At 62.2% G+C, this 21477-nt stretch carries 17 protein-coding genes; 8 read left to right on the forward strand and 9 right to left on the reverse strand.

All coding sequences use genetic code 11. The annotated features are described in order from the left end of the window. The 4 genes from QZ571_RS05880 to QZ571_RS05895 all read right to left on the reverse strand — a co-directional run. The coding region (locus QZ571_RS05880) for a glycosyltransferase family 4 protein (RefSeq protein WP_295532784.1) at nt 1-1105 on the reverse strand (1105 nt) is incomplete at its 3' end. Then, nucleotides 1102-2157 carry a UDP-glucuronic acid decarboxylase family protein gene (locus QZ571_RS05885; protein WP_295532785.1) on the reverse strand — a complete coding sequence of 352 codons (1056 nt, stop codon included), beginning with the start codon at nt 2155-2157 and terminating at the stop codon, nt 1102-1104. The genes QZ571_RS05885 and QZ571_RS05880, both read right to left, overlap by 4 nt. Nucleotides 2158-2203: 46 nt before the next feature. Then, on the reverse strand, nt 2204-3652 hold the full coding sequence (locus tag QZ571_RS05890; RefSeq protein ID WP_295532786.1) for a sugar transferase: 1449 nt from the start codon (nt 3650-3652) through the stop codon (nt 2204-2206). Further along, a complete protein-coding gene (locus tag QZ571_RS05895) occupies nt 3649-4557 on the reverse strand; it encodes a WecB/TagA/CpsF family glycosyltransferase (protein ID WP_295532787.1) in 909 nt (302 codons plus the stop codon). Before QZ571_RS05895 ends, QZ571_RS05890 begins: the two co-directional genes overlap by 4 nt. 371 nt (nt 4558-4928) lie before the next feature. Here QZ571_RS05895 and QZ571_RS05900 point away from each other — a divergent pair, with 371 nt between their 5' ends. After that, a complete protein-coding gene (locus QZ571_RS05900; RefSeq protein ID WP_295532788.1) occupies nt 4929-6485 on the forward strand; it encodes a mannose-1-phosphate guanylyltransferase/mannose-6-phosphate isomerase in 1557 nt (518 codons plus the stop codon). A gap of 24 nt (nt 6486-6509) precedes the next feature. Here QZ571_RS05900 and QZ571_RS05905 read toward each other — a convergent pair whose 3' ends face one another. Beyond that, nucleotides 6510-7775: an O-antigen ligase gene (locus QZ571_RS05905; RefSeq protein WP_295532886.1), complete on the reverse strand. Its 1266-nt coding sequence runs from the start codon at nt 7773-7775 to the stop codon at nt 6510-6512. A gap of 310 nt (nt 7776-8085) precedes the next feature. On the opposite strand from QZ571_RS05905, the gene QZ571_RS05910 reads away from it, so the two are divergent. The 6 genes from QZ571_RS05910 (at nt 8086) to QZ571_RS05935 (ending at nt 14934) form a co-directional block, all read left to right on the forward strand. After that, the gene (locus QZ571_RS05910) at nt 8086-9309 is read left to right on the forward strand and encodes a polysaccharide biosynthesis/export family protein (RefSeq protein ID WP_295532789.1); all 1224 of its coding nucleotides are present in this window, start codon (nt 8086-8088) and stop codon (nt 9307-9309) included. A 102-nt stretch (nt 9310-9411) separates the two neighbouring features. Then, nucleotides 9412-9843 (forward strand): glycosyltransferase, encoded by a 432-nt coding sequence (locus tag QZ571_RS05915; RefSeq protein WP_295532790.1) that lies wholly within the window; start codon nt 9412-9414, stop codon nt 9841-9843. Continuing rightward, nucleotides 9750-10361 carry a hypothetical protein gene (locus QZ571_RS05920; RefSeq protein WP_295532791.1) on the forward strand — a complete coding sequence of 204 codons (612 nt, stop codon included), beginning with the start codon at nt 9750-9752 and terminating at the stop codon, nt 10359-10361. The genes QZ571_RS05915 and QZ571_RS05920 overlap by 94 nt, the downstream gene beginning before the upstream one ends. Further along, nucleotides 10358-11458, forward strand: coding sequence for a glycosyltransferase family 4 protein (locus QZ571_RS05925; protein WP_295532792.1), 1101 nt, complete (start codon nt 10358-10360; stop codon nt 11456-11458). The genes QZ571_RS05920 and QZ571_RS05925 overlap by 4 nt, the downstream gene beginning before the upstream one ends. Nucleotides 11459-11563: 105 nt before the next feature. Continuing rightward, on the forward strand, nt 11564-12748 hold the full coding sequence (locus QZ571_RS05930) for a glycosyltransferase family 4 protein (protein ID WP_295532793.1): 1185 nt from the start codon (nt 11564-11566) through the stop codon (nt 12746-12748). Next, nucleotides 12745-14934: an exopolysaccharide transport family protein gene (locus QZ571_RS05935; protein ID WP_295532794.1), complete on the forward strand. Its 2190-nt coding sequence runs from the start codon at nt 12745-12747 to the stop codon at nt 14932-14934. Before QZ571_RS05930 ends, QZ571_RS05935 begins: the two co-directional genes overlap by 4 nt. 276 nt (nt 14935-15210) lie before the next feature. Here the strand turns inward: QZ571_RS05935 and QZ571_RS05940 are convergent, their stop codons facing one another. Beyond that, nucleotides 15211-16518: an HlyD family type I secretion periplasmic adaptor subunit gene (locus tag QZ571_RS05940; protein ID WP_295532795.1), complete on the reverse strand. Its 1308-nt coding sequence runs from the start codon at nt 16516-16518 to the stop codon at nt 15211-15213. After that, nucleotides 16518-18251 (reverse strand): type I secretion system permease/ATPase, encoded by a 1734-nt coding sequence (locus QZ571_RS05945; protein ID WP_295532796.1) that lies wholly within the window; start codon nt 18249-18251, stop codon nt 16518-16520. The genes QZ571_RS05940 and QZ571_RS05945 overlap by 1 nt, the downstream gene beginning before the upstream one ends. 295 nt (nt 18252-18546) lie before the next feature. Here QZ571_RS05945 and QZ571_RS05950 point away from each other — a divergent pair, with 295 nt between their 5' ends. Beyond that, the gene (locus QZ571_RS05950; protein ID WP_295532797.1) at nt 18547-19179 is read left to right on the forward strand and encodes an acetyltransferase; all 633 of its coding nucleotides are present in this window, start codon (nt 18547-18549) and stop codon (nt 19177-19179) included. Nucleotides 19180-19232: 53 nt separating this feature from the next. Here the strand turns inward: QZ571_RS05950 and QZ571_RS05955 are convergent, their stop codons facing one another. Further along, a complete protein-coding gene (locus tag QZ571_RS05955; protein ID WP_295532798.1) occupies nt 19233-20477 on the reverse strand; it encodes a DegT/DnrJ/EryC1/StrS aminotransferase family protein in 1245 nt (414 codons plus the stop codon). Then, complete coding sequence (locus QZ571_RS05960; RefSeq protein WP_295532799.1) at nt 20474-21475, reverse strand: SDR family NAD(P)-dependent oxidoreductase; 1002 nt, start codon at nt 21473-21475, stop codon at nt 20474-20476. Before QZ571_RS05960 ends, QZ571_RS05955 begins: the two co-directional genes overlap by 4 nt. Nucleotides 21476-21477: the final 2 nt, after the last annotated feature.

Genomic DNA, 21477 nt, shown 5'->3' on the forward strand with positions numbered 1-21477 from the left:
TCAGCTGCGGGCGCGCCATAGCGGCTTCGTGGCAGACCTGCGCAAGCCCATCGCCGACCGCCTCGAGCCCATGATATTTCACAACGAAACTGCGGCCAAATTCACCCAGCGCATGGCGCGTTTCGCTGGACTGGCACAGGGTGTCCAGCGCCTCTTCCATCTCTAGGTTTTCAGCGCCGCCATCCCCAATGCCAAACATTCCGCTTTGCAAAAAATCGTCGGTGCTTTTGGGCGTGAAGAGGCGCGCAAACCCACGCTCGCCGATCACCACAAGCGGTTTGGCAAAGGCCAGACCACGCAGCGCCGAACCGCCCATGCCCAGCACGATATCGCTTGCGTCATAGGCCGGGCGCGGGTCGTTCATCGCGCCGATCAAAATCACCGCATCGCGTCCAAGCCGGGCATTGACCACATCGGCCATGTGCTGCAATTCAGCGCGCGCTTCACCATCGCCCACGATCACCAGTTTCAACGGCAGCCGAGCCCCCAATTCGCCGACCACCTTGATCGCGCGCACCAGACCTTCGGATTTCATCACCTTCGCAAGGCGCGACACCGAGACCAGCGCGATCTCGTCTGCGCGCACGCCATGGCGCGCCCGAAACGCCGCCGCCCCATCGCCAATGCCGGGCGCATTGGCGTGCACATCGACCGGGGGTAACAGCAGATGCGTGTGTCGCCAGCCCGCGCGCACCGCGCGATCACGCTGCTCGACAAAGCCAAAAGTCGTGGGCACCTCGCGCGGCATCGCGCGTGTGAGGCTCATCATCATGTCGGAAATCACCAGCGGCACCCCCATCGGAAGATGTACACCGCTATAGGCCTCAAGCCCCTGCCACCAATCCCACGCATGGATCAGATCAGGCTGCTCGCGCTGCACCAGCGCACGCAACGCCTTGATTCGCGCCATCGAGGGATGCAAACGCACATCCGGCGCGGGCGAGTAGATCAGTTTATGCGCCGCAACCAAGTCCAATGCTGGACCTGGCGCGGCGTGGAAGACGATATCGAACCCGTGCCGATCGCGAAGATCGGCAGCAAGTTCGATCGCATTCACCTGCGTTCCTCCGAGTTCCAGCCGGTGGCCGAACACGATGAGTTTCACAGATGCGCTCCGTTTGACATCATGCCGCGAGCCAAAGCCTCGGTATGGGGTTCCACGGGACGGGTCCGACGCAGCAGCGGCGCTTTGCGTTGCGGAGCACTCGAAGGGGCGGAAAGCTCGCCTTCGAAATAGGTGATCGTGCGCATCAGACCTTCGCGCAGCTCGATCGTGGGCGACCATCCCAGATACTCGCGTGCGCGCGAGATATCGGGCTTGCGCTGGGTCGGGTCGTCTTGGGGCAACGGCCGGGTCGTCAGGATCGAACGCGAGCCGGTCAGCTCCAGGATGGTTTCAGCCAACTGTCGCATCGTGAACTCAACCGGATTGCCCAGATTGCACGGCATCGGCACGGTATCTGGCGCATTCATCAGCCCCATGATGCCGCGAATGAGATCATCGACATAGCAGAACGAGCGTGTCTGCATCCCGTCGCCATACAGCGTGATCGGTTCGCCTTTCAGCGCCTGCATAATGAAGTTCGACACCACGCGACCGTCATCGGGGCGCATCCGCGGCCCGTAGGTGTTAAAGATCCGCGCCATCCGGATATCGACACCATATTGGCGGTGATAATCAAAGAACAGCGTCTCGGCACAGCGCTTGCCCTCGTCATAGCAGGCGCGCGGACCGATCGGATTGACGTTGCCGAAATAGCCCTCGACCTGCGGATGCATCGCCGGATCGCCGTAAACTTCGCTGGTGGAGGCCTGAAAGATCTTGGCATTGGCGCGCATCGCCAGATCCAGCATGTTGATCGCGCCATGCACATTGGTGCGCACGGTCTGCACCGGATCGATCTGGTAATGCACCGGCGAGGCAGGACAGGCGAGGTTGTAAATCTCGTCAATCTCGGCGCAGATCGGCACCGTTACGTCATGGCGGATCAGCTCAAAGCGGTAGTCATCCAGCAGATGCAGAATGTTGCTCCTGCTGCCGGTATGGAAATTGTCGAGGCACAGCACATCATTGCCATCCTCCAGCAGGCGTTCACACAAGTAAGAGCCGAGAAACCCCGCACCCCCCGTTACGAGAATTGTCTTATCCGCGCACATATTTCTGTCTCCTAATCATAAAACCAGCACGCCCAACCACGCGCATTTAGTAAGCTCCCTTGCGCCCGAGCAGAGCCGCAAAGGTTCCCAGAACGATCCACAGGTCGAGCCAGATGGACCGGTTATCGATGTAATGTTCGTCAAGCTGTTGCTGCAGCGCGAGATCGGCATCGCTGCGCGCCGTGATCTGCCAAAGCCCGGTGATCCCCGGCGCGACAGAGCCCCGCTTGATCCGAAACTCCGGGGGCATCGCAGCCAAGTGATAATCGGGAAACGGGCGCGGGCCGACGATGCTCATCTCGCCGCTGATCACATGCAGCAACTGAGGCAACTCATCACAGCTTGAGGCGCGCAGGAACTTCCCGATCACGGGCAAGATGCGCGGATCGTTATGCAGTTTGAAATGGGTTTCCCACTCGGCGCGCGCGACAGGATCATCGCGCAGCAAAGCTTGCAAACGCGCATCGGCATCGCGATACATCGTGCGCAGCTTGAGCATGCGCAACACGCGGCCATTATGGCCATCGCGCGCCTGACGGTAGAACACCGGGCCGGGATCGACCATCCAGATCGCCGCGCTCGCCAGCGCAAGAATTGGTGCCGCCACGATCATCGCAGGGATCGCAATCGCCAAATCAAAGGCGCGTTTGCGCGCGCTGATCGGAACGTAGGACAGATCGACAATCTTTTCGCCCACCGCGCCGCGCAACGCGCGCGGACCAATTCCCGAAATGCGCATCTGGGGAAGATCGGCCAGAACCAGCACCTGCGCATAACGGCGATGCAGATCGGCGGCGGCCTCGGGGCTGGGGGTGCGGTCCAGCGCGGCGATAGCGCCGGGCGCTTGGGTCGGGATCAAGCCATAGCGCCAATTAAGCGCGAAAAAGCTCTCAAGACGGCGCGCCATATCGGGCGCGGTGAGAAAATGGGTCGGCGTGCCCCATAGCCCTAACTGATGCAGCAAACGCTGTACGAGATAGCGCGCAGGCATCTGCAAGACCGTCGCGATCACCAAGAAAAACTCGGACATCGCAACGCCGCTCCAGCCGCGGGAATCAAATCCGCCAATCCCCGCCACCAGCACCGCTGCACCAAGAAACGCCAGCAGATCGCGACGCAGAATTTCTTGCGGCTGCAAGCGATCTCCGGGATAGAACCCGACCAGCCAATGCAGGGCCAAAACTGCGATCACGATCGCTACAGGCACCCACCCCAGCACACTGGCATCTACCACGAAGCTCAGGTGAAGATAGGCCGCGCCAAACGCCACGATATCGGCCAACGCAACCGCCCCGGCGCAAAGCGCGCGCCGCGTTGTCAGCGGCAGGGTGCGTTGCCATGGCATCGTTACCCCTGAGGGGGCTTCAGACACCGAACCGCTGCTCAAAACGGGGCTCGCCCCGGCCAAGGGGTCAGGCGCAATGGTGCTGTTGCTTGGGTTCGCAGAGGGCCACGAAAGCGAGGCGCGATGAATGTCACCAATAGGTTTTGTCATGATTGTGACCTTCCAGAATTTGAAACGTCGATAGCGGGCACAATCGGAAAGGCCCGCAGCCCGGTCTTTTGCAAAAACCGCAGCCAGATATAGGCGGGCACACACTTGGCGTAGCGCCGCCACAGCCGACGCGGTTCTGTCATCAGACGAAACGCCCATTCCAGCCCGGCGCGTTGCAAAAACGCGGGCGCGCTTCGCTTATTGCCTCCGATGAAGTCGAACGCGGCGCCAACGCCAATCAAGACCGGAGCTTCCAGCTTGTCGCGCATCGCGGCCATCCAACGCTCTTGCTTGGGCGCGCTTAGCCCGACCCAAACGACATCGGGCTTGACGGCATTGATCACAGCGCTCACCTCGCGCTCTTCCTGCGCACTCAGCGGGCGGAAGGGTGGCGCATGAACGCCGACGATTTCGGCCCCGGGATATTGGCTTTGCAACGCCACACTCAGCCGCTCCAGCGACTCGGGTGTGGTGCCATACAGGAAATGCCGCATCCCGCTGGAGACGCCTTTGGCAAACAACAGGCGCATCAGATCGGGGCCATAAACCCGCCCCGCGCTGTCATGCCCGTCGCCATGCAGTGCCCAAACCAGCGGCATGCCATCGGGCGTCACTGCCATCGCCGCATTATAAGCATCACGCAGACTGGGATCGGTTTGGCATTCGACAAGCCCATGCGCCCCTGCCACGCAGATATAGCCCCGCCGGCGCGTTCGCACCGCATCCTGAACCAAGCTCACCGCCTGATCCATATTCAGCGCCGACACCGCCACGCCCAACACATTGGTTGTTCCAAGAGGCTGCACTGGCGCTGCATGGCGCGCGGCCATCCCCTCGTTCAGCGGCACATCGATTGGCGTCGCGTCCCAGGTCTGATCTTGCAGGCTTTCACTACGCAGGGTCATCGCAAGCTCCGAGATGTTTGCACCCCTCGACGGTAGGCGCGCGCCAATCCACGGAAAACTTGGATGAATGACACAACGCTGCGCTTTCTGGCTGGGTGGCCCCCTTCATTGGAAGCAAGCCCACTGCACCAGGGGGATAGCCCTACGCCAAAAGGAGGTGTCCCCGCTCCTCCGGAGGATACCGCGCGCAACGATCGGTGGGATTTACTTGCGCCTCACAATGACCGTCGATGGAAAGAGACTTTGACTGAGGCTCGGGCGCGCGACTGCCGTGCGAGTGCACGCGCCATTCGCACGAGCGAGCCTTGGGGTCAGATGTGAAACAGCGCCGCATTGGCTCGGCTGCACAGCTTTGCAAAGGATGATCGACCATGGCAAACGGTATCGAAATGACTCATGCAGAGGCCCGCGGGCGCGTGCAAGACACGCCTGCCTCAGCGGCCGAAACACGTCGCGACAGTCGCCCCGGATCAGAGCCGAGACGCCCCAAGGGCGCGGCAACGATCACCCCTGCCCTTTTGTGCGGCGGCTCTGGAACCCGGCTTTGGCCGCTCTCGCGCAAAAGCTATCCCAAGCAGTTCGCGCCCTTGATGGATGACCAGACCCTGTTTCAGGCTGCGGCACGGCGGATGTCAGGCGCGGGGTTTCACGCCCCGATCATCCTGACCCATACCGATTTCCGCTTTATCGTGACCGAGCAGCTCGCCGCGGCCGGGATCACCCCGTCTGCCGTGCTGATCGAACCGCTGGCACGAAACACCGCACCAAGCGTTCTGGCCGCCGCCGTGCATCTAGAGCGCACATCGCCCGACGGTCTGTTATTGATCGCGCCCTCGGATCATGTCGTCACGGACAGCACGCGATTTCTGGCCGCCATCGAGGCGGGCCGAAGTGCTGCAATGGCGGGTAAGATTGTCACCTTCGGCGTATCCCCAACCCGACCTGAAACCGGCTATGGCTATATCGAACCCGCCCCGTCGAGCGATCCCGAAACGGACAGCCAGCAGCCACGCGACATCGTGCGTTTCATCGAAAAACCCGATGCGGCGCACGCGGCTGATATGCTGGCCCAAGGCGGCTATCTTTGGAACACCGGGATCGTGCTGGCCTCGGCGCGCACGATCATCGCAGCCTTTGCCGAGCACGCGCCAGACTTGCTGGATCCGGTCACGTCTGCTGTTGAATCGGCACGTCCAGATCTGGATTTTATCCGTTTGGATTCCGCCTCTTGGGCCGAAGCGACCGAGATTTCCTTTGACTACGCCATCATGGAGCGCGCGCGCAATCTTGCGGTGGTGACATTGGACACCGACTGGTCGGATCTGGGCGATTGGGCCGCGGTCTTGCGCGCCTCGAACCCGGATGCGCGCGGCGTTGCGCTGTCAGGGGCCGCCACGGCGATTGATTGCGATATGAGCTTGCTGCGATCTGAAGATGAGGGGCTGCAACTGGTTGGCCTTGGCCTGCACGGCGTGATCGCCGTGGCGATGCCTGATGCGGTGCTTGTCGCGGATGCCTCACGCGCCCAAGAGGTCAAAGAAGTGGTCGCAAAACTGCGCGCCCAAAAGGCCAAACAGGCGACGGAATTCCCCAAGGATCACCGGCCTTGGGGCTGGTTTGAAAGCCTCGCCACCGGCAGCCGGTTTCAGGTCAAGCGCATCGTGGTGCATCCCGGCGCGGCGCTATCGCTGCAATCGCATCACCACCGCTCGGAACATTGGATCGTGGTGGCAGGAACCGCCCGTGTGACGGTCAACGACAAGGTGAGCCTGATCAGCGAAAACGAGTCGGTCTATATCCCGCTTGGGGCGACCCATCGCATGGAAAACCCCGGCAAGTTTCCGATGGTGCTGATCGAGGTGCAAACCGGCGCGTACTTGGGCGAAGACGATATCGTGCGCTACGAAGATGTGTATGCGCGCAAGTAACCGCCCTGCGCGCGCCCGCTGAAACTAGTGCGGCGCGCGCAGCCCAAACATTGCGACAACGGTCATCATCATCAGGGATTGAATGTCGTTTTGCGCCAGAAAGTTGCTCTCCGACAGGTTGAGCACGACCATCACCCCGATGCTCACATTCATCCACGCCCAGCCCGCTTCGGGTTGCGCACACAGCAACACGCCCCCCCGCCGGATCGCGCGCACAATCGTCAGCACCAGCAGCACAAGCCCCGGAATCCCGAAGTTCAGCAACATATCGCGATAGCCATTATGGGCATGCGGCGGAATCCATTGCAGCGCCTCTTCGATGACAAATTTGGCCGGGTTGCTCTGGCTCCAGAACGCCCCATAGCCATAGCCCCGCCAAGGGCGCTCAGCGATATAACCATCCACCAAATGCCACAACGGCACACGACCCGTCAGCGTCGCATCCTTCCCCAGAGATTCCAGAACAGGCACCAGAAACTCGCTTAAAAACAGCAACAACAGCGCTGCCAGTTGCAACACAACCAACACCAAAAGCGCGCGCGCGAGGCCGCGCTTACGGTGCAACAGCGTGTAAACCCAAAACAGCACCAATCCCGTGACCGCCGCCAACAGGCTGGTCGAGGATTGCGACAGCACGAGGCACGCAATGCTGGCCAACAACAAGACGACGCCACGACGAAACAACCGCCCTCCGGCATCCGCCATCAAACCCAGGGCTAGAATGAAGCCCAGACAGGCCGCCCAGCCCAGAACATTCTTATGGGTATAGATGCCGCGCAATCCGGTATCATCGGGCATGAAGGCGATCTGCGGCGCGATCACCCCAACAATCAGGCTCAGGCCCAGACAACCGCCCAAGATGGATGAGAACAGCACCAAAAGCTGGCGCGGAGTGAACCGGATCGCCAAAAGATAGGCCAGCAACATCGCCGCTATCAACGCAATCGCGCGGCGCAACGTGATCGACGGAGAAATCGACCAGAACGCCGACGCAAACGCCAGCAAAGATAGCGAAAACATCGGCAGCGTGCGGCGAATGGCCAGCAGAAGCTCGCCCAGATGGCGGCTCAAAAGGATCAACGTGATCGCGATCACCGGCAATTGCATCAGGCGCAAAACGCCGCGCTCTGAATCGCCAAGACTGCCTGACTGCACCATCAAGAGCAGTGGAAACACCGCCCCCGATAACAAGAACAGCGAAATCGCAACGCCCCACCATTCCAGCAATCGCCAGCTTACATGCAGGCTTTGCCTGCGATAGCGGCGCGCCGATCGGGCTGCGGGCGTCACGACGGCCAAGGGCAAACCTCCAGTTCCAGACTCAAGACGGCTCCCCCCGCCCGGATGCGTCCACGCATCATCCTCACGGCAAGGGCGCTCGCCTTCGACTGTGACGGTGCGCAGAAGCTCAGGAAAGCCCCCTTTCCGCATGGGGGCGCATCAACTGGATGAGGGCTCATGCCCCCTTACGGCGTCAAAAGAGGTAGAGTGGCACGCAACTTACGCCTGATAGGCATGTTAGGTCTTGGGCAAGAACCCGCTAGTCTGACCTATGTGGCCACTATTGCCTCTGGAGGGAACCGTGGGGATATCTTCGCAAATGAGACGGATCATGCGTGGCGCGCGGGTTGTCTGCGCCCTTGGCGCGATCTGGCTGGCGCAGGGGATCGGCGCTCCGGTCCTCGCCGAGACCTTGGTTGAGCGCGGCGATGTGCTGTATGTCGCGGTCGTGGGAACGCCCGAGATGACGCGCGATGCACGGGTCGACGCCGATGGCCGCGTCCGCCTGCCGCTTGTCGGGGGCATTCCCGTGGCCGGCAGCGACCTTGATGAGATCAGCGCGCGGATCAAAGAGGCGCTGGTCAAGGCTAACATTCTGCTCGATCCGGTGGTGCTTGTCGAAATCTCGACCTACCGCCCGATCTATATCGGCGGCGCGGTGAAACGCAGCGGTGCTGTTCCCTATGAACCCGGATTGACGGTGCGCCATGCGCTGATCGCGGCGGGTGGGCTGGAGACCGCAACAAGCGTCGAGCCCGTGGGCATTGGTCAGGTTCTGGAATTGCTGGCGCGCCAGCGCGCAGCTTCGCTGTCGCTGGCACAGACCGATAGCGAGATCGCGCGCCTCAAGGCCCAGCTAGCCCAAGCCGATGCACCCGCTCAAGACCCGCCCGAGATGGCCCAAAACGCCGCTCCAGACGCCCCCGCCGAGGCCCGCGCGATCCAGAAAATCGACAGTGACCTGTTGCGGGATCTCTCGTTTCAGCGGTCCTCGAATCTGGCCTATGCCAAGACTGCGGTAAAGCTTGCCGAGGTCGAAATCGACGTGCTGGAACAACAGGCGACCTTTCAAAAACACGAACAGCAGTTGCAGCACGATGAGGTGGAGCGCACCCGCACCCTTGTGGAGCGCGGTCTGGTGCCGCTGCCTCAGTTGATGGAATTGCAACGTGAGGATTCGCGTCTGTCGCGCGACCTGCTTGAGAATTACGCCTTCGCCGCGCGCGCCCGCCAATCGATGGAGCGCATCCGTCACGAAACCAGCGTCGAGGCGACCCAGAACCGCATCAAGAACCGTGAATCCTATCGCGCAGCATTGCGCGAACGTGCGGCCCTGCAATCTGAACTGGATATCATCGCCGGGCATCTTTTGGCGGCAGGGCAAAAAAGCGATCCGCAGGCAGGGATCGCCGCTGTGGAGCCCAATGTGGTGATCTATCGCCGCGCCTCCAATGAAACCCGCAAGGTGCCCGCCACGATGGAGACCCCCCTTGAGCCCGGCGATATCGTCGAGCTGAACCTGCCCGATCTGGTGCGTGGCTAACGTGGCGCGTCCAATCGGATCTGGCGTTTCGCCCCCCCTTGCGTCTTGGCAAACCGGTCAAGGCGGCAAGGCAATCTGTCACGCCGAGCGGAGCATTGCTGCATGACCTCTCCTTTGATCAGCGTCATCATCAACAATTACAATTACGGCGCGTTTCTGGCGCGCGCCGTGCAAAGCGCGCTGGATCAACGCGACGTGCACGCCGAGGTGATTGTGGTGGATGACGGCTCTAGCGATGACAGCCGCGCCGTGATCAACAGCTTTGGCGATCAGATCGTGGCGGTGTTTCAGGCCAATGCCGGACAGGCGGCCGCGATCAATACCGGCGTGCGCTACAGCAAAGGCGAGATCCTGTGTTTTCTGGATGCCGATGACTGGTTTCCCCCGACCAGCTGGCCGCCACCGCCGCCGCTTTTGCGCGCGATCCGCGCATCGGGCTTGTGTATAACCGCCTGCAACCCGTGCACCCCGATGGCAGCGACGCTTTTGCGCCCATTCCGCGCAGCCTGTGTCAGGGCGATCTGGCGGCGCTGATGGCGCGCTCGGGCGGGCGCTGGCCGTTTCCAATGACCTCAGCCGTCTCGGTGCGCCGCAGTCTGTGGCAGCGCATCGGCGATATTCCCGACAGCTTTCGTATTTCTGCCGATGCCTGGCTGGTCGGGATCTATCCGTTTTTCGCGCGCGTCGCGGCCCTGCCCGAGGTCTTGGGGTTTTATCTTATTCACGCCAACAATTGGTATCGCGCGCAAGATGACGCCGAGATGCTGCAAAAACGCATGGTGCATTGGGCTGCGACTGTCGCGGCGAGCAATGAGTTTCTGATCACGCACGACCTGCCCCATCGCCTTGAATTAGATGATCATTTTCCCTACCAGGTCGCGCGCGCGCGTCTGGAAGGGGCCGCACCCAGCGCCCGGCTTGACCTGCTTTGGAACGGCTTGCGCGACCCCGGAGAGCCGAACCTTGCGCGCCGTATCCTCGACTGTTTGCGCGCGATGCAACAGGTGTCGAGCGCGGGCATTGGGGGCGCTGATCCGGTGCGCGCGCGATGAACCTGCTGTTGATCGGATCCGAGCCGGTCGATTACACCATTGCTTTCGCCAATGGGGTGGCGGCCAATATGCCCGTCACATTGGTGGCCCCGCGGGCGCGGTTCGCCGCGCTGACCGAGGCGCTTGATCCGGCGATTGAACTTATCTTGATGGATTGGCCACGCCATCGCAGCCTTGCCAACCCGGCCTTTCTGGCGCGCCTGACACGGCTGATCCATCAGCGCAAACCCGATCTTGTCCACCTGCTCTCCAACACCGCGCTTTGGCTCAATCTGGCGGTGCCGTTTTGGCGCCCAATCCCGCTTCTGACGACGATCCATGACACGCGCCTGCATCCCGGAGATCGCGACACCGCGACCCTGCCAGCTTGGGCGCCGCGCCTGATGGTGCGCCAGTCGCGCGATGTCGTGGTGCATGGCGAAAGCCTGCGCGACAGCGCCGCTGCGACCTTTCACAAGCCCGCCGAACGCATCCATGTGCTGCCCCATCCCGCGATGCCGCGCTACGCTGATCTGGCGCGCGCCAAGGGGTTGGCGCGGCGCGCCCCTGACGACAGTTTCACGGTTTTGCTGTTTGGCCGGGTCTTTGCCTATAAGGGGTTAGATACGCTTTTGCGCGCCGAGGCACTGCTGGGCGAACGCGTGCCGGGCCTGCGTATCGTGGTGGCTGGGCGGGGCGATGATCCGATGGCGCTGCGCGATCTGATGGGCCGCCCCGAGCGCTATGACATCCGCCACCGCTTTATCGAAGATCCCGAGGTGGCGCAGCTGTTTCTCGACGCGGATCTGGTGGTGCTGCCCTATCACGAAGCCTCGCAAAGCGGCGTGCTGCCAGTTGCCGCCACCTTTGGCAAGCCGGTGGTGGTCACCGATGTCGGAGAGTTGCGCGCCAGTGTCGAACCCCATGGAACCGGGCTGGTCGTTGCCCCCAATGACCCGGCGCAACTGGCGGATGCGATCGCACAGATGGCGCAAGATCGCGATCTGCTGGCGCGCTGCGGCGAACGCGCGCGCGCATGGGCTGACGGCGTGGTTGGCCCCGAAATTGTCGGCGCGCAGGCCCATCAACTTTACGCCCGCATCCTCCAAAGGGTCTAGGCAGTCCACCGAACAGATGGGCGCGATATCGGGAAGTCACGTTGTTTGGTGCCAAGGCCTGCCGGACAGTAAAAGCAGTATTGGACAGGTTTCAGGTAGGTTCACGTGCACAACAATACCCATAAACTTCCAGAGCCGATGCCAGAGCCGAGCGTTCGTCACTACGTCGCTGGCGGCACCGAACATGGCGGCGGCATCGGGCGGCTGATTGGCTATATTCTGGCCTCGCACCCGCAAAACAGCCATGACCACCGCGTCACCGACACGCGCGGCCCGCGCTGGGACAAGCTGCGCTCGCCGTTCATTCTATGGGGTGCGATGGCGCTGATGATCAAAGACCGGCTGGTCGCACCGGGGCGCGTGCATCATCTGCATATCGCGGGACGCGGCAGCACGGCGCGCAAGCTGGTTCTGGGGGCGTGCGCGCGCACGTTGGGCTGCACCCATGTGCTGCATCTGCATGACTTCGATTACGCCGCCGATTTCCTACGCCGCCCGATCTGGCAAAGACGCGCGATCCGCGCCTTGTTTCGCGGGGCCGACCGCGTCATCGTTCTGGGAGAGCGCGACCGCGCCACCGCCACCGAATTGCTGGGCGTGCCTCCGCGCAGCATCGGCGTGCTGCACAACGCCGTCCCCGACCCGCAGCAAGGGCGGGATGCGCCGGCCAAGACACAGGCCACAGCGCCACAGGCCGATCCGCAAGGCACACCCTGCAAAATCGTCTTTCTTGGCCAGCTTGGGCCGCGCAAAGGCGTGCCCGAACTGCTGAGCGCCTTGGCCCATCCGAACATGCAATCGCTGAACTGGTCAGCGGTTTTGGCGGGCGATGGCCCCGTCGATGAGTATCACGCCGAGGCAGAGCGTTTGAGTCTGCTGGACCGGGTAAGCCTGCCCGGCTGGCTGGGCAGCGCAGAGACCCGCGCGCTATGTGAGCGCTCGGATATTCTGGTGCTGCCGTCGCATGGCGAGGGCATGGCAATGGCAGTGCTGGAAGGTCTCGCGCATGGGCTGGCCGTCGTGACCACACGAGTGGGCGCACATGAGGAAATCCTGCGCGATTGGGAAACCTGTCTGTTCGTCCCTGTCGGCGATGTCGAGGCCCTGGCCAACGCGCTTGGCAATCTGATCGCCCACCCCGAGATGCGCGCAAAACTCGCGCAGGCAGGGCGGGCGCATTACCTGAACGCGCTGAGCATTGATGCCTATGTTGGCAAGCTCGACGCGCTGCACCGCTCTGTTTCCCAAGGTGCCCTGCAACGCGTGCCCACCCAGCGAGGGGCGGCATGAACCAGCTTCAACACAACCGCCATGCGCCGCTAACCTTTGCTGCGCCAGATCCCGCAATGCCGCGCGAGGCCGATTTCGACCTTAGCGCGATGCTGCGCATGATCCGGCGCAATGTGCGTTTTATCGGGGCAATCACCGCCCTGCTGACGCTTGCGGCACTGCCCTTTATCATCGCAATTGACCCGGTCTATCGCGCGCAGGCACGGTTTCTCATTCACCCCACGCTTGCGGTCGAAACAAACAAAGATGCGGCCGCGCCCGATCTGAGCGATGAGGTTGAACGCTTGCGCTCACGCGTGATCGCCGATCAGGTCATCGCGCGTTTCGATCTTGCAGCGCTACCCGCCTTCAACCCGAAAGCCAAACCGCCCAGCGCGATCCAGAGCACCGTCACAGAGCTGAAATCAGCCCTCAGCGTCACCGCAACACCCAATAGCCAACCCCTTGGCACCCAAGAGCGCATCTTGGCGTCGTATTATCAGCACCTCTCGGTCTGGCACGAAACCAAAAGCCAGGTCGTGCAAATCAGCTTTAGCGCGCCCACTCCAGAATTGGCAGCCGAGGTGCCCAACGCGATGATCGGCATCTATCTCGCCGATCGCGAAGCCAAGCATCGACAGCGCGTCTCAGCCGCATTGGAGCTGCTGGACGGGCAGATTGCCGAGCAAAAAGACAATGTCGCCAAGGCTGCCGCCGAAGTGCAGGCCTATCAGGTCGAAAGCGGCGTCACCTCGGTTGGGCGCGCGGAAACGCTGGAACAAAGCCGCATCATTCTGGTCAATGAACAGCTGTCCGATATTCAGCGTCAATCCTCGGAACTGCATGGCAAGCTGCGCTCGGTCGAGGCGGCACTGGCAGGGGACGGGGGCATTTCGCCCGACGAGCCCGAGGTCATCAGCGATCTGCGCAAGGCGTTGCAACTGCGCAAACGCGCACTCGCGCAGCTTACGGCCAGCTATGGCGATGCCTATGGCGGTGTCTTGACCGAACGCGCCCATGTCATCGAAATCGAGAACTCGATCCGCGATGAATTGACAGCCTGGGCGGCTTCGATGCGCGCCCAAATCGGCCAGCTTAACGACGACGAAGCGACCCTCACGAAAAACCGCAACACCTTGGAGGGCACGCTGTCAAAGACGACCGTTGCAGAGTTGAACCTGATCAACCTGATCCGGCGCGCCGATGCCCAGCGTGAAATTCTCGATGGCTATGAGGGCCAGCGCCGCCAGCTTGCCGCCCGTCTGGCGCAGCCCGCGCTGGATCTTGAAATGATCGCCCCCGCGACCCCGCCCCTCTGGCCAGAAGGGCGCGGGCGCAAGGTCTATCTTCTTTTCACGATGCTCGCCGCGGGGCTGTTTGCATTAACCCTTGCCGGGGCGCGCGATCTGACCGATCGCAGTGCCCGCTCGCATCTGCAATTTGAAGATGACCCCGATATTATTGACGCGGGAATGCTGCCGATATTGCGCCGCCGGGGCAAAACCCGCACTGCGGATCGACACCTCAAGATGGCGCTGAACGCGACGATCCGGGTAATTGCCACACAGGAAGGCGGGGCATTGCCGCGCAGCTTGATGGTCACGCCGGTGCAGGCCAATGACGGCGCGCGCTTTGTGGGCTATGAGCTGGCGCGCGAACTGGTTGCCAGCGGTCAGGGCGTTTTGGTGATCGACACGCTTGGCCCTAAGCAGCCATGGTTTGCCAAATGGCTGCCGCGAAAGCTTCGCCTTCGTCTGAAATCGGCCAAGCCGGGCCGAAAGGGCTTTGCCGAGCATCTGCGCGAGGGCACGGATCTGACCGAGTTGGTGGTCACCGGACGCGCCACCGGGCTTCGGGTTTTACAGCGTGGCAATGGGGTCATTCCGCCGCTTGACGATGCGTTGGCCATTCGATCGATCCTGAAATATGCCTCAACCTATCGCTTGATGGCGATCTTCATCTGCCCGCCTGCCCTAAGCAGCGCATCCACGACCAAGATCGCCTCGGTGATGGAGCAGGTTTTGGTGGTGATCGGTTGGGGGCATTCCCCCCAAGAGGCCGTGCGCGCTACGGCGGATCATTTGCAGATGGCGGGGGTGGATCGTGTGCTTACAGTGCTGAACCGCGTCGATGCGCGGCGCCAAGCGCTGTATCCGTTTGGCGACGGCACGGCCTTCGCCCATGCCGCGCGCGCGGATGCCTGGTAGACGCAAGGTCGTGGCCCGCAGAGGCGCGCAGCCACATCTTTTAGGCAAGTTCCATAGCTACGCGCGCGCCCTTTCGTGGCGCGCGCAAGTCCTTTTGCGCGGGGCAATTGATGATAGCCGAGCGAACCCCACCACTGCGCATCTCATCGCCTAAAGCTGAGAGACGCAGCGTGCATTGCGCCCTTTGGCACAGCCGCACTGAGCCGTGCGGCACGCGATCACTCATATTGTCAAACGGGGGGATGGGCGATGCACAGCCTGCGCATCGCCCGCAAGTCAGCCGCGGAAGGCGCGGGCGAAATAGTCGCTGAGCGGCTTGATCAGATAGGCCAGCGGGGTGCGATCCTGGGTGCGGATAAACACCTCGACCGGCATGCCGGGGATCAGGGTCACATCGTCGGGCAAACGGTCGCGCTCGGTTTCACTCAGGGTGATTTCAACGCGGTAATAGCTGGCCTTCGATCCCTCATCCTGAAACGCATCCGCCGAGATTTGCACAACTTTGCCGGTCAATTCCGGCGTGGTGCGCCGATCCAGCGCCGAAAAGCGCACGCGCACGTCCTGACCGATCCGGATCTGGTCGATATGGCTTGGCACGACCTGCGCGTGAATAACCAAGGGGCGATCCTGCGGCACGATGTACAAGATCGGCTCGGCGGGCTTCAACACTGAGCGCGGCGCGAACACCTGCAGGCCATAGACCACCCCCGAAACCGGCGCGACGATGTCGAGCCGGTCAATCTGTTCCAACAGCGACGAGCGTTGCTCGCGCAGCTCCAACTCACGATATTGCAGGTCTTGCAACGTCGTGTTGGTCTCTTCGCGCAGCCCCGATTGTAGCTTCAGCAGTTCGATGTCGATTTCGGTCATGCGGCCCTCGGACTGCGCTTTTTGCGCCGTCAAATCGCCCAGACTGCCCTGCAACCCGGCCTGTTCGCGCCGCAATGACAGCACGCGCGAGGCCTGCGCCAGCCCCTTGTCGAGAAGGGATTGCTGATCGCTCAATTCGCTGCCGATCAGGTCGGTCTGTTCGCGCAGCGCGTCTTGCTGCGCCACGATCCCTTTGATCTGATCTGCGATCTGGGATTTGCGTTTCGTGAGCTGGGCGATCTCGTTGGTCAAATTCCCCGCGCGCGCGGCCAGCAGCCGCTTTTGGCCCTCGATCAGACCGCGCACATCGGCGTTGTCACGCGCCGCCTGCACCAGCAGCGGATCAAAGCTGGCCTGCGCATTGCCATCGCGTTCGGCTTCCAGCCGGCCCCGGCGCGCCATCAGCTCATACAGCTCGTTCTCGGTGATCACGAGCTTGGATTTCAGCGTTGTCGCATCCAGACGCAGCAAGGGCTGGTCAGCGGCGACCATCTCGCCCTCATCGACCAAAATCTCAGAGACGACCCCGCCATCGGGATGCTGCACCACTTGGCGATTCTGATCGACCTCGATGCGTCCGTTGGCAATGACCGCGCCTGCGATATTGGTGAACGCCGCCCAGCTGCCAAAGCCGCCCAGCAGCAGAACAAGGCCCAACACCCCGATCGAAATCGGCCAGCGTGCCGACCATGCGGATTTCTGTGCGAGAGTCATTAGCGGATACCTCCCGTGCCGACGGATTGCACGATCTTGGTGCGGTTTTGCACGACTTCGCGCAACACATCATCTTTTGGACCAAAGGCACGGACTGCGCCGTTTTCGAGCATCAGCAAGATGTTACATTCCTTGATTGCAGCGGGGCGGTGGGCCATGATCAGCACCGACTTTCCCGCCTCCTTGAAGCCCCGGATCGCCCGGTTCACCGCCGCGCTGCCCTCGCTATCAAGATTTGAATTGGGCTCATCGAGCACCAAGATCACCGGATCACCATACATCGCGCGCGCCAGACCGATGCGCTGCATTTGCCCCCCTGACAAGCGCCCGCCATTGGCTGAAACCGGGGTGTCATAGCCTTGCGGCAGTTTGAGGATCATCTCATGGGCATCGGCCTTGGTGGCCGCAGCGACCACCGCCGCCGGATCCGGCGCATGTGAAAGCCGGGCGATATTCTCGGCAATCGTGCCGTCAAATAGCTGCACGCGTTGGGGCAGATAGCCGATATGGCGCCCCAGGACATGGGGCGCAAACTGATCCAGCGTCGCGCCATCCAGCCGGATGGTTCCCGAACGCGGCCGCCACACCCCGGTGATCGCGCGCGCCAGCGTGGATTTGCCAGACCCCGAGGTGCCGATCACGCCGATAGCCTGCCCCGGCTCGACCGTGAAGCTGACCGCTTTCAACACCGGATCGCTTTCGCCCGGCGCCAAGATCGTGAGGTTTTGCACCTCAAGTCGCGCCTTGGGGCGGGGCAATTCGGTGCGTGCGCTTTCAGGGGGAACCTGTTCGAGCAGCACTTCCAGACTGCTCCAGCCCTTGCGGGCGCGCTGGATCATCGCCCATTGGCCAACGATCTGTTCCACCGGCGCCAAAGCGCGCCCCAGAAGAATTGAGGAGGCGATCATCGCCCCGGCCGTCATCTCGCCGCGCAGCACCAGATAGGCCCCAAGCCCCAGCATGGCCGATTGCAAAAACAGCCGGAACGTCTTGGTGGTAACGCTGAACGTGCCCCCCAGATCAGAGGCGCGGATCTGCGCCCCCAGCGCACGCCCACGCGCCTTGTGCCAGCGGTCAAACGCCGCGTCGCGCATGCCCATCGCCTGAACCATCTCAGCCTCAGAGCGGATCTGATTGGCCATCACCCCGGCCTGAACCGCAGCTTGGTTGGCATTCGTCAGCGAGTTGCGCGTGGCGAACTGGTTGGCCAGCGCCACCAGCACCAGCAGCCCGCCCCCCGTCAGCGCCAGCGTTCCCAGGAACGGGTGGAAGATCCAGATCCCGGCGAGAAAAAGCGGCGTCCAGGGCAGGTCGAACACGGCGGTCAGCACTGGCGATGCGATCAACCGCTGCACCGATTCCAGATCGGCAAGCCCGGTCGTTGTGCGCTCATCCGGTGCAATCGCGGATTTGCGCACCACCGCATCAAAGACGCGACGATCAAGGCGGGATTGAAACCGCGCCCCCACCCGCCCCATGACGCGCCCACGTGCATAATCCAGAATCCCCATCATGCCATAAAGAAACGCTACCAGCGCTGTCAGCGCGACCAGCGTTTCTACTGATCGGCTACCCAACACCCGGTCATAGACCTGCAGCATGTAAAGCGGCCCCGTCAGCATCAGCAGGTTCACGAAAACGCTGAACACCGCGACAAAGACGTACAGGCCCCACGAGGCCCTGCGGGCCGCGCGCAGCTCGGCTCGGCCATGAGAGGGGACTTGCTGGGTCATCTTGGGATCATCCTTGCTGAGCGGCGGGTTGAACAGATGCGCATGAACCAGAGCGCGACGCATCCTGGATCGGGAGCTGGATCGGGGCTGCGCGCCGTGGTTGCTTGGGCTGCGGTCTTTGATCATGCAACGCGGCATTGAACCATTGCGGCCTTGCGTGGCAGGCTATTTCCCGCCACCCGTTCGGCAAGAAGCAAGCCGATGACCGCAAAACTCGAATCGTGCTAAGGTGATCGGGCCGTCGAGCAAACCGCCCACTGCGGCCCAACCCAGCTGAATGAAACGGGATTTTTCGGTGACACGACCTAAAGTAGTTCTGATCGGCCTGAGCGGAAATACGCGCGAAATTTTCGAAGCGGTGCAGGCGCAATTCACAATCATGGCGATCTTGTCGGATGATCCCGCGCATGCCTCCGGGTTTGAGGGCATTCCGGTGGCCCCGCTGGCGCAGGCCCATCGCTTTGCCGACTCGCAATTCCTGTTCCTGATCGGCTCGCAAGCGTCCTATCTGCACCGGCGCGAGTTGATCGCGCGCCTCGGCGTCCCGCAGGATCGCTACACTCAAATCATTCATCCGCGCGCAACCGTGTCGCGCTTTGCCCGGCTTGGCGCAGGGTGCGTGCTGCATTGCGGTGTGACGCTGACCTCGAACGCGGTTTTGGGCGCGCATGTGATGGTGTTGCCCCATACGGTCATTCATCACGATGTCACGGTCGGGGACTATTCGCTGATCGGCTCGAATGTGACCATCGCGGGGTCGGTCGAGATCGGCGAGAGCTGCTATATCAGTAGCGCCTCTTCGATCCGCAACGGCGTGCGGATCGGGGATGGCGCGTTGATCGGCATGGGCGCGAATGTGTTGAACGATGTCGCGCCCGGAGCCGTGATGGTGGGCAATCCGGCGCGCGCAATCCCACGCCGCAGCTAGGGATTTGCTTCTCTTGCGGCGTGGCGTGTGCCCCCGATCAAGGCCCGGTATCATCACCCCGGCTCGCGCATCGCGACCGCGTCAGAGGCAGTGTGCATCGACGCCGCTGGCACCGCCACCGGTTCGCGTCTGGGTTTGGCCGGACGGACGCCCCGGCGCGCCTTTGCCATCTCATCGCGCAGCCTGTCGGCGACGATACCGACCTCGCCATCGCTCATCTGCACATATAGCGGCAACAGGATCGCGTGATCGCGCGCCTCCTCAGAGCGCTTGAGCGAATGACGCAACTCGACATCAGCCTGCGCGGGTTCCAGATGCATGCACATGATGCCACGCCGCGTGGTCACGCCCCGATCCAGCAAGCCTTGCATCAAGGCGCGCTGATCAATCGCGCTGTCCAGTCGCACCGCATAGCTTTGCCAGTTCGAGCGCGCCCAATCGGGCTCGACCGGCGTGGACAGCCCCTCGATCCCGGACAGCATCTCGCCATAAAGCGCGGCAATCTCGCGACGGCGGCGCACGATTTCATCAAGCCGCCCAAGTTGCACCCGCCCGACAGACGCCTGAATATCGGTCATGCGATAGTTATAGCCGCGCTCGATATAGCTTTCGAACACGACACTTGCGGCGGCGTGACGCGCGGTGTCGGAAATCGACATCCCATGCTGACGCCACAGCCGGAATTTCGCATCATATTCGGCGTTGCGCGTGGTCAGCATCCCGCCCTCGCCGGTGGTGATGACCTTGCGCGGATGAAACGAGAAGCAGGCGATATCGCCATGCGGCGCGCCGATCTTGCCCCATTTCCCGTCAACGCGGATTTCCGAGCCGATGGCGCAGGCTGCATCCTCGATCAGCGGCAGATCATGGGCGCGCGCAATCGCGAGCAGCGCCGTCAAATCGCAGGGCATCCCGATCTGATGCACACACAAGATCGCCTTGCTGCGCGGCGTGATCGCCTGCGCGACCGCCTCGGGATCAATGTTATAGCCGTCCGCCTCGATATCAACGAACACAGGCATCGCGCCGCATTGCCGGATCGCGTTGCCGCTGGCGATGAAGGAATGGCTGACGGTGATCACCTCATCGCCAGGGCCCACGCCCAGCGCCTGACAGGCCAAATGCAGCGCAGTGGTGCAGTTGGACACAGCCACCGCATGGGGCGCGCCTACGAGGGCGGCGAAATCGGACTCGAACGCGGCGACCTGCGGCCCTTGTGAGACCCAGCCCGACAGGACGGCGGCATGGGCGGCATTGGCCTCGGCCTCGCCCAGAAACGGTTTTGCAATCGGTATCATGCGAACATCTCCCGTGCTTGCGTGGCCATGGTTTCCCCCTGCCACCATGCGATCAGATCGTGCAGCCCGATGTCGACGGGGATCTGAGCCGTAAAGCCAAGCTGTTTGGCGGCCAACGCGCCCGAGGCAAGACGCCGCGGCACCGGGTTGACGTTGCGCTCGGGCGCATGGGTTGGCACCAAATCGGGGCGCCCCATCCCGGCCGACAGCAGTTTCGCCAGTTCCAGCAGCGAGGTTTCGGTTTCGCTGCCGACGTTGAACACCGCATCCGACACCGGCACGCTGGCCGCCAGAATATTGGCCCGCGCCACGTCGCGCACGTCGATCATATCCATCGTCTGAAGCCCGTCGCCGAACACGATCGGGGGTTCGCCATTGGCGATCCGCTCCATCCAGCGCACCATGACCTCGGTGTAGCGACCATGCAGGTCCATACGCGGGCCATAGACGTTGAAATAGCGCAGCGCGACATAGTCCAGCCCATACATATCGTTGAACGAGCGCAGCATCCCCTCGCCAAAAGCCTTGGCTGCACCGTAAAGCGTGCGATTGGGATAGGGCGGTTCGGATTCGGTGGTCGGGAAATTCTCGGCCAAGCCATAGATCGAGGCCGAAGACGCCATCACCACCTTACGGGTGCCTGCACGCTGACACATCTGCAACAGATCAAAGGTCGCCTGCACCATCACCGACATCGCCTCATCGGGTTCGGCAGCGCAATGGGTGATGCGCAAAGCGGCCTGATGAAACACGGTATCGGTCCCCGCAACAAGGCGCTCCATCAGATCGCTGTCGCGAATATCGCCCTCGATCAGCTTGACCCGCTTGTCGCCCAGCGCCGTTGCAAGATTTTCGCGCCGACCCCGCACCATGTTATCAACCACGATGATCTCGCTGCAATTCTCGGCCAGCAGAAGATCGACGATATGCGACCCGACAAAGCCACTTCCGCCGGTCACCAAAACGCGCTTGTTCGCCAGAATACCTTGAGTGCTCATGG

The organism is uncultured Thioclava sp. (assembly GCF_913064665.1).
GTDB lineage: Bacteria > Pseudomonadota > Alphaproteobacteria > Rhodobacterales > Rhodobacteraceae > Thioclava > Thioclava arctica.

What these genes read in the sequence shown, in the direction of transcription:
- QZ571_RS05885 (WP_295532785.1), bottom strand. Translation starts at nt 2,157, where the DNA reads ATGTGCGCGGATAAGACAATTCTCGTAACGGGGGGTGCGGGGTTTCTC.
- QZ571_RS05910 (WP_295532789.1), top strand. Translation starts at nt 8,086, where the DNA reads ATGAGACGGATCATGCGTGGCGCGCGGGTTGTCTGCGCCCTTGGCGCG.
- QZ571_RS05900 (WP_295532788.1), top strand. Translation starts at nt 4,929, where the DNA reads ATGGCAAACGGTATCGAAATGACTCATGCAGAGGCCCGCGGGCGCGTG.
- QZ571_RS05960 (WP_295532799.1), bottom strand. Translation starts at nt 21,475, where the DNA reads ATGAGCACTCAAGGTATTCTGGCGAACAAGCGCGTTTTGGTGACCGGC.
- QZ571_RS05945 (WP_295532796.1), bottom strand. Translation starts at nt 18,251, where the DNA reads ATGACCCAGCAAGTCCCCTCTCATGGCCGAGCCGAGCTGCGCGCGGCC.
- QZ571_RS05955 (WP_295532798.1), bottom strand. Translation starts at nt 20,477, where the DNA reads ATGATACCGATTGCAAAACCGTTTCTGGGCGAGGCCGAGGCCAATGCC.
- QZ571_RS05895 (WP_295532787.1), bottom strand. Translation starts at nt 4,557, where the DNA reads ATGACCCTGCGTAGTGAAAGCCTGCAAGATCAGACCTGGGACGCGACG.
- QZ571_RS05925 (WP_295532792.1), top strand. Translation starts at nt 10,358, where the DNA reads ATGAACCTGCTGTTGATCGGATCCGAGCCGGTCGATTACACCATTGCT.
- QZ571_RS05935 (WP_295532794.1), top strand. Translation starts at nt 12,745, where the DNA reads ATGAACCAGCTTCAACACAACCGCCATGCGCCGCTAACCTTTGCTGCG.
- QZ571_RS05940 (WP_295532795.1), bottom strand. Translation starts at nt 16,518, where the DNA reads ATGACTCTCGCACAGAAATCCGCATGGTCGGCACGCTGGCCGATTTCG.
- QZ571_RS05915 (WP_295532790.1), top strand. Translation starts at nt 9,412, where the DNA reads ATGACCTCTCCTTTGATCAGCGTCATCATCAACAATTACAATTACGGC.
- QZ571_RS05890 (WP_295532786.1), bottom strand. Translation starts at nt 3,652, where the DNA reads ATGACAAAACCTATTGGTGACATTCATCGCGCCTCGCTTTCGTGGCCC.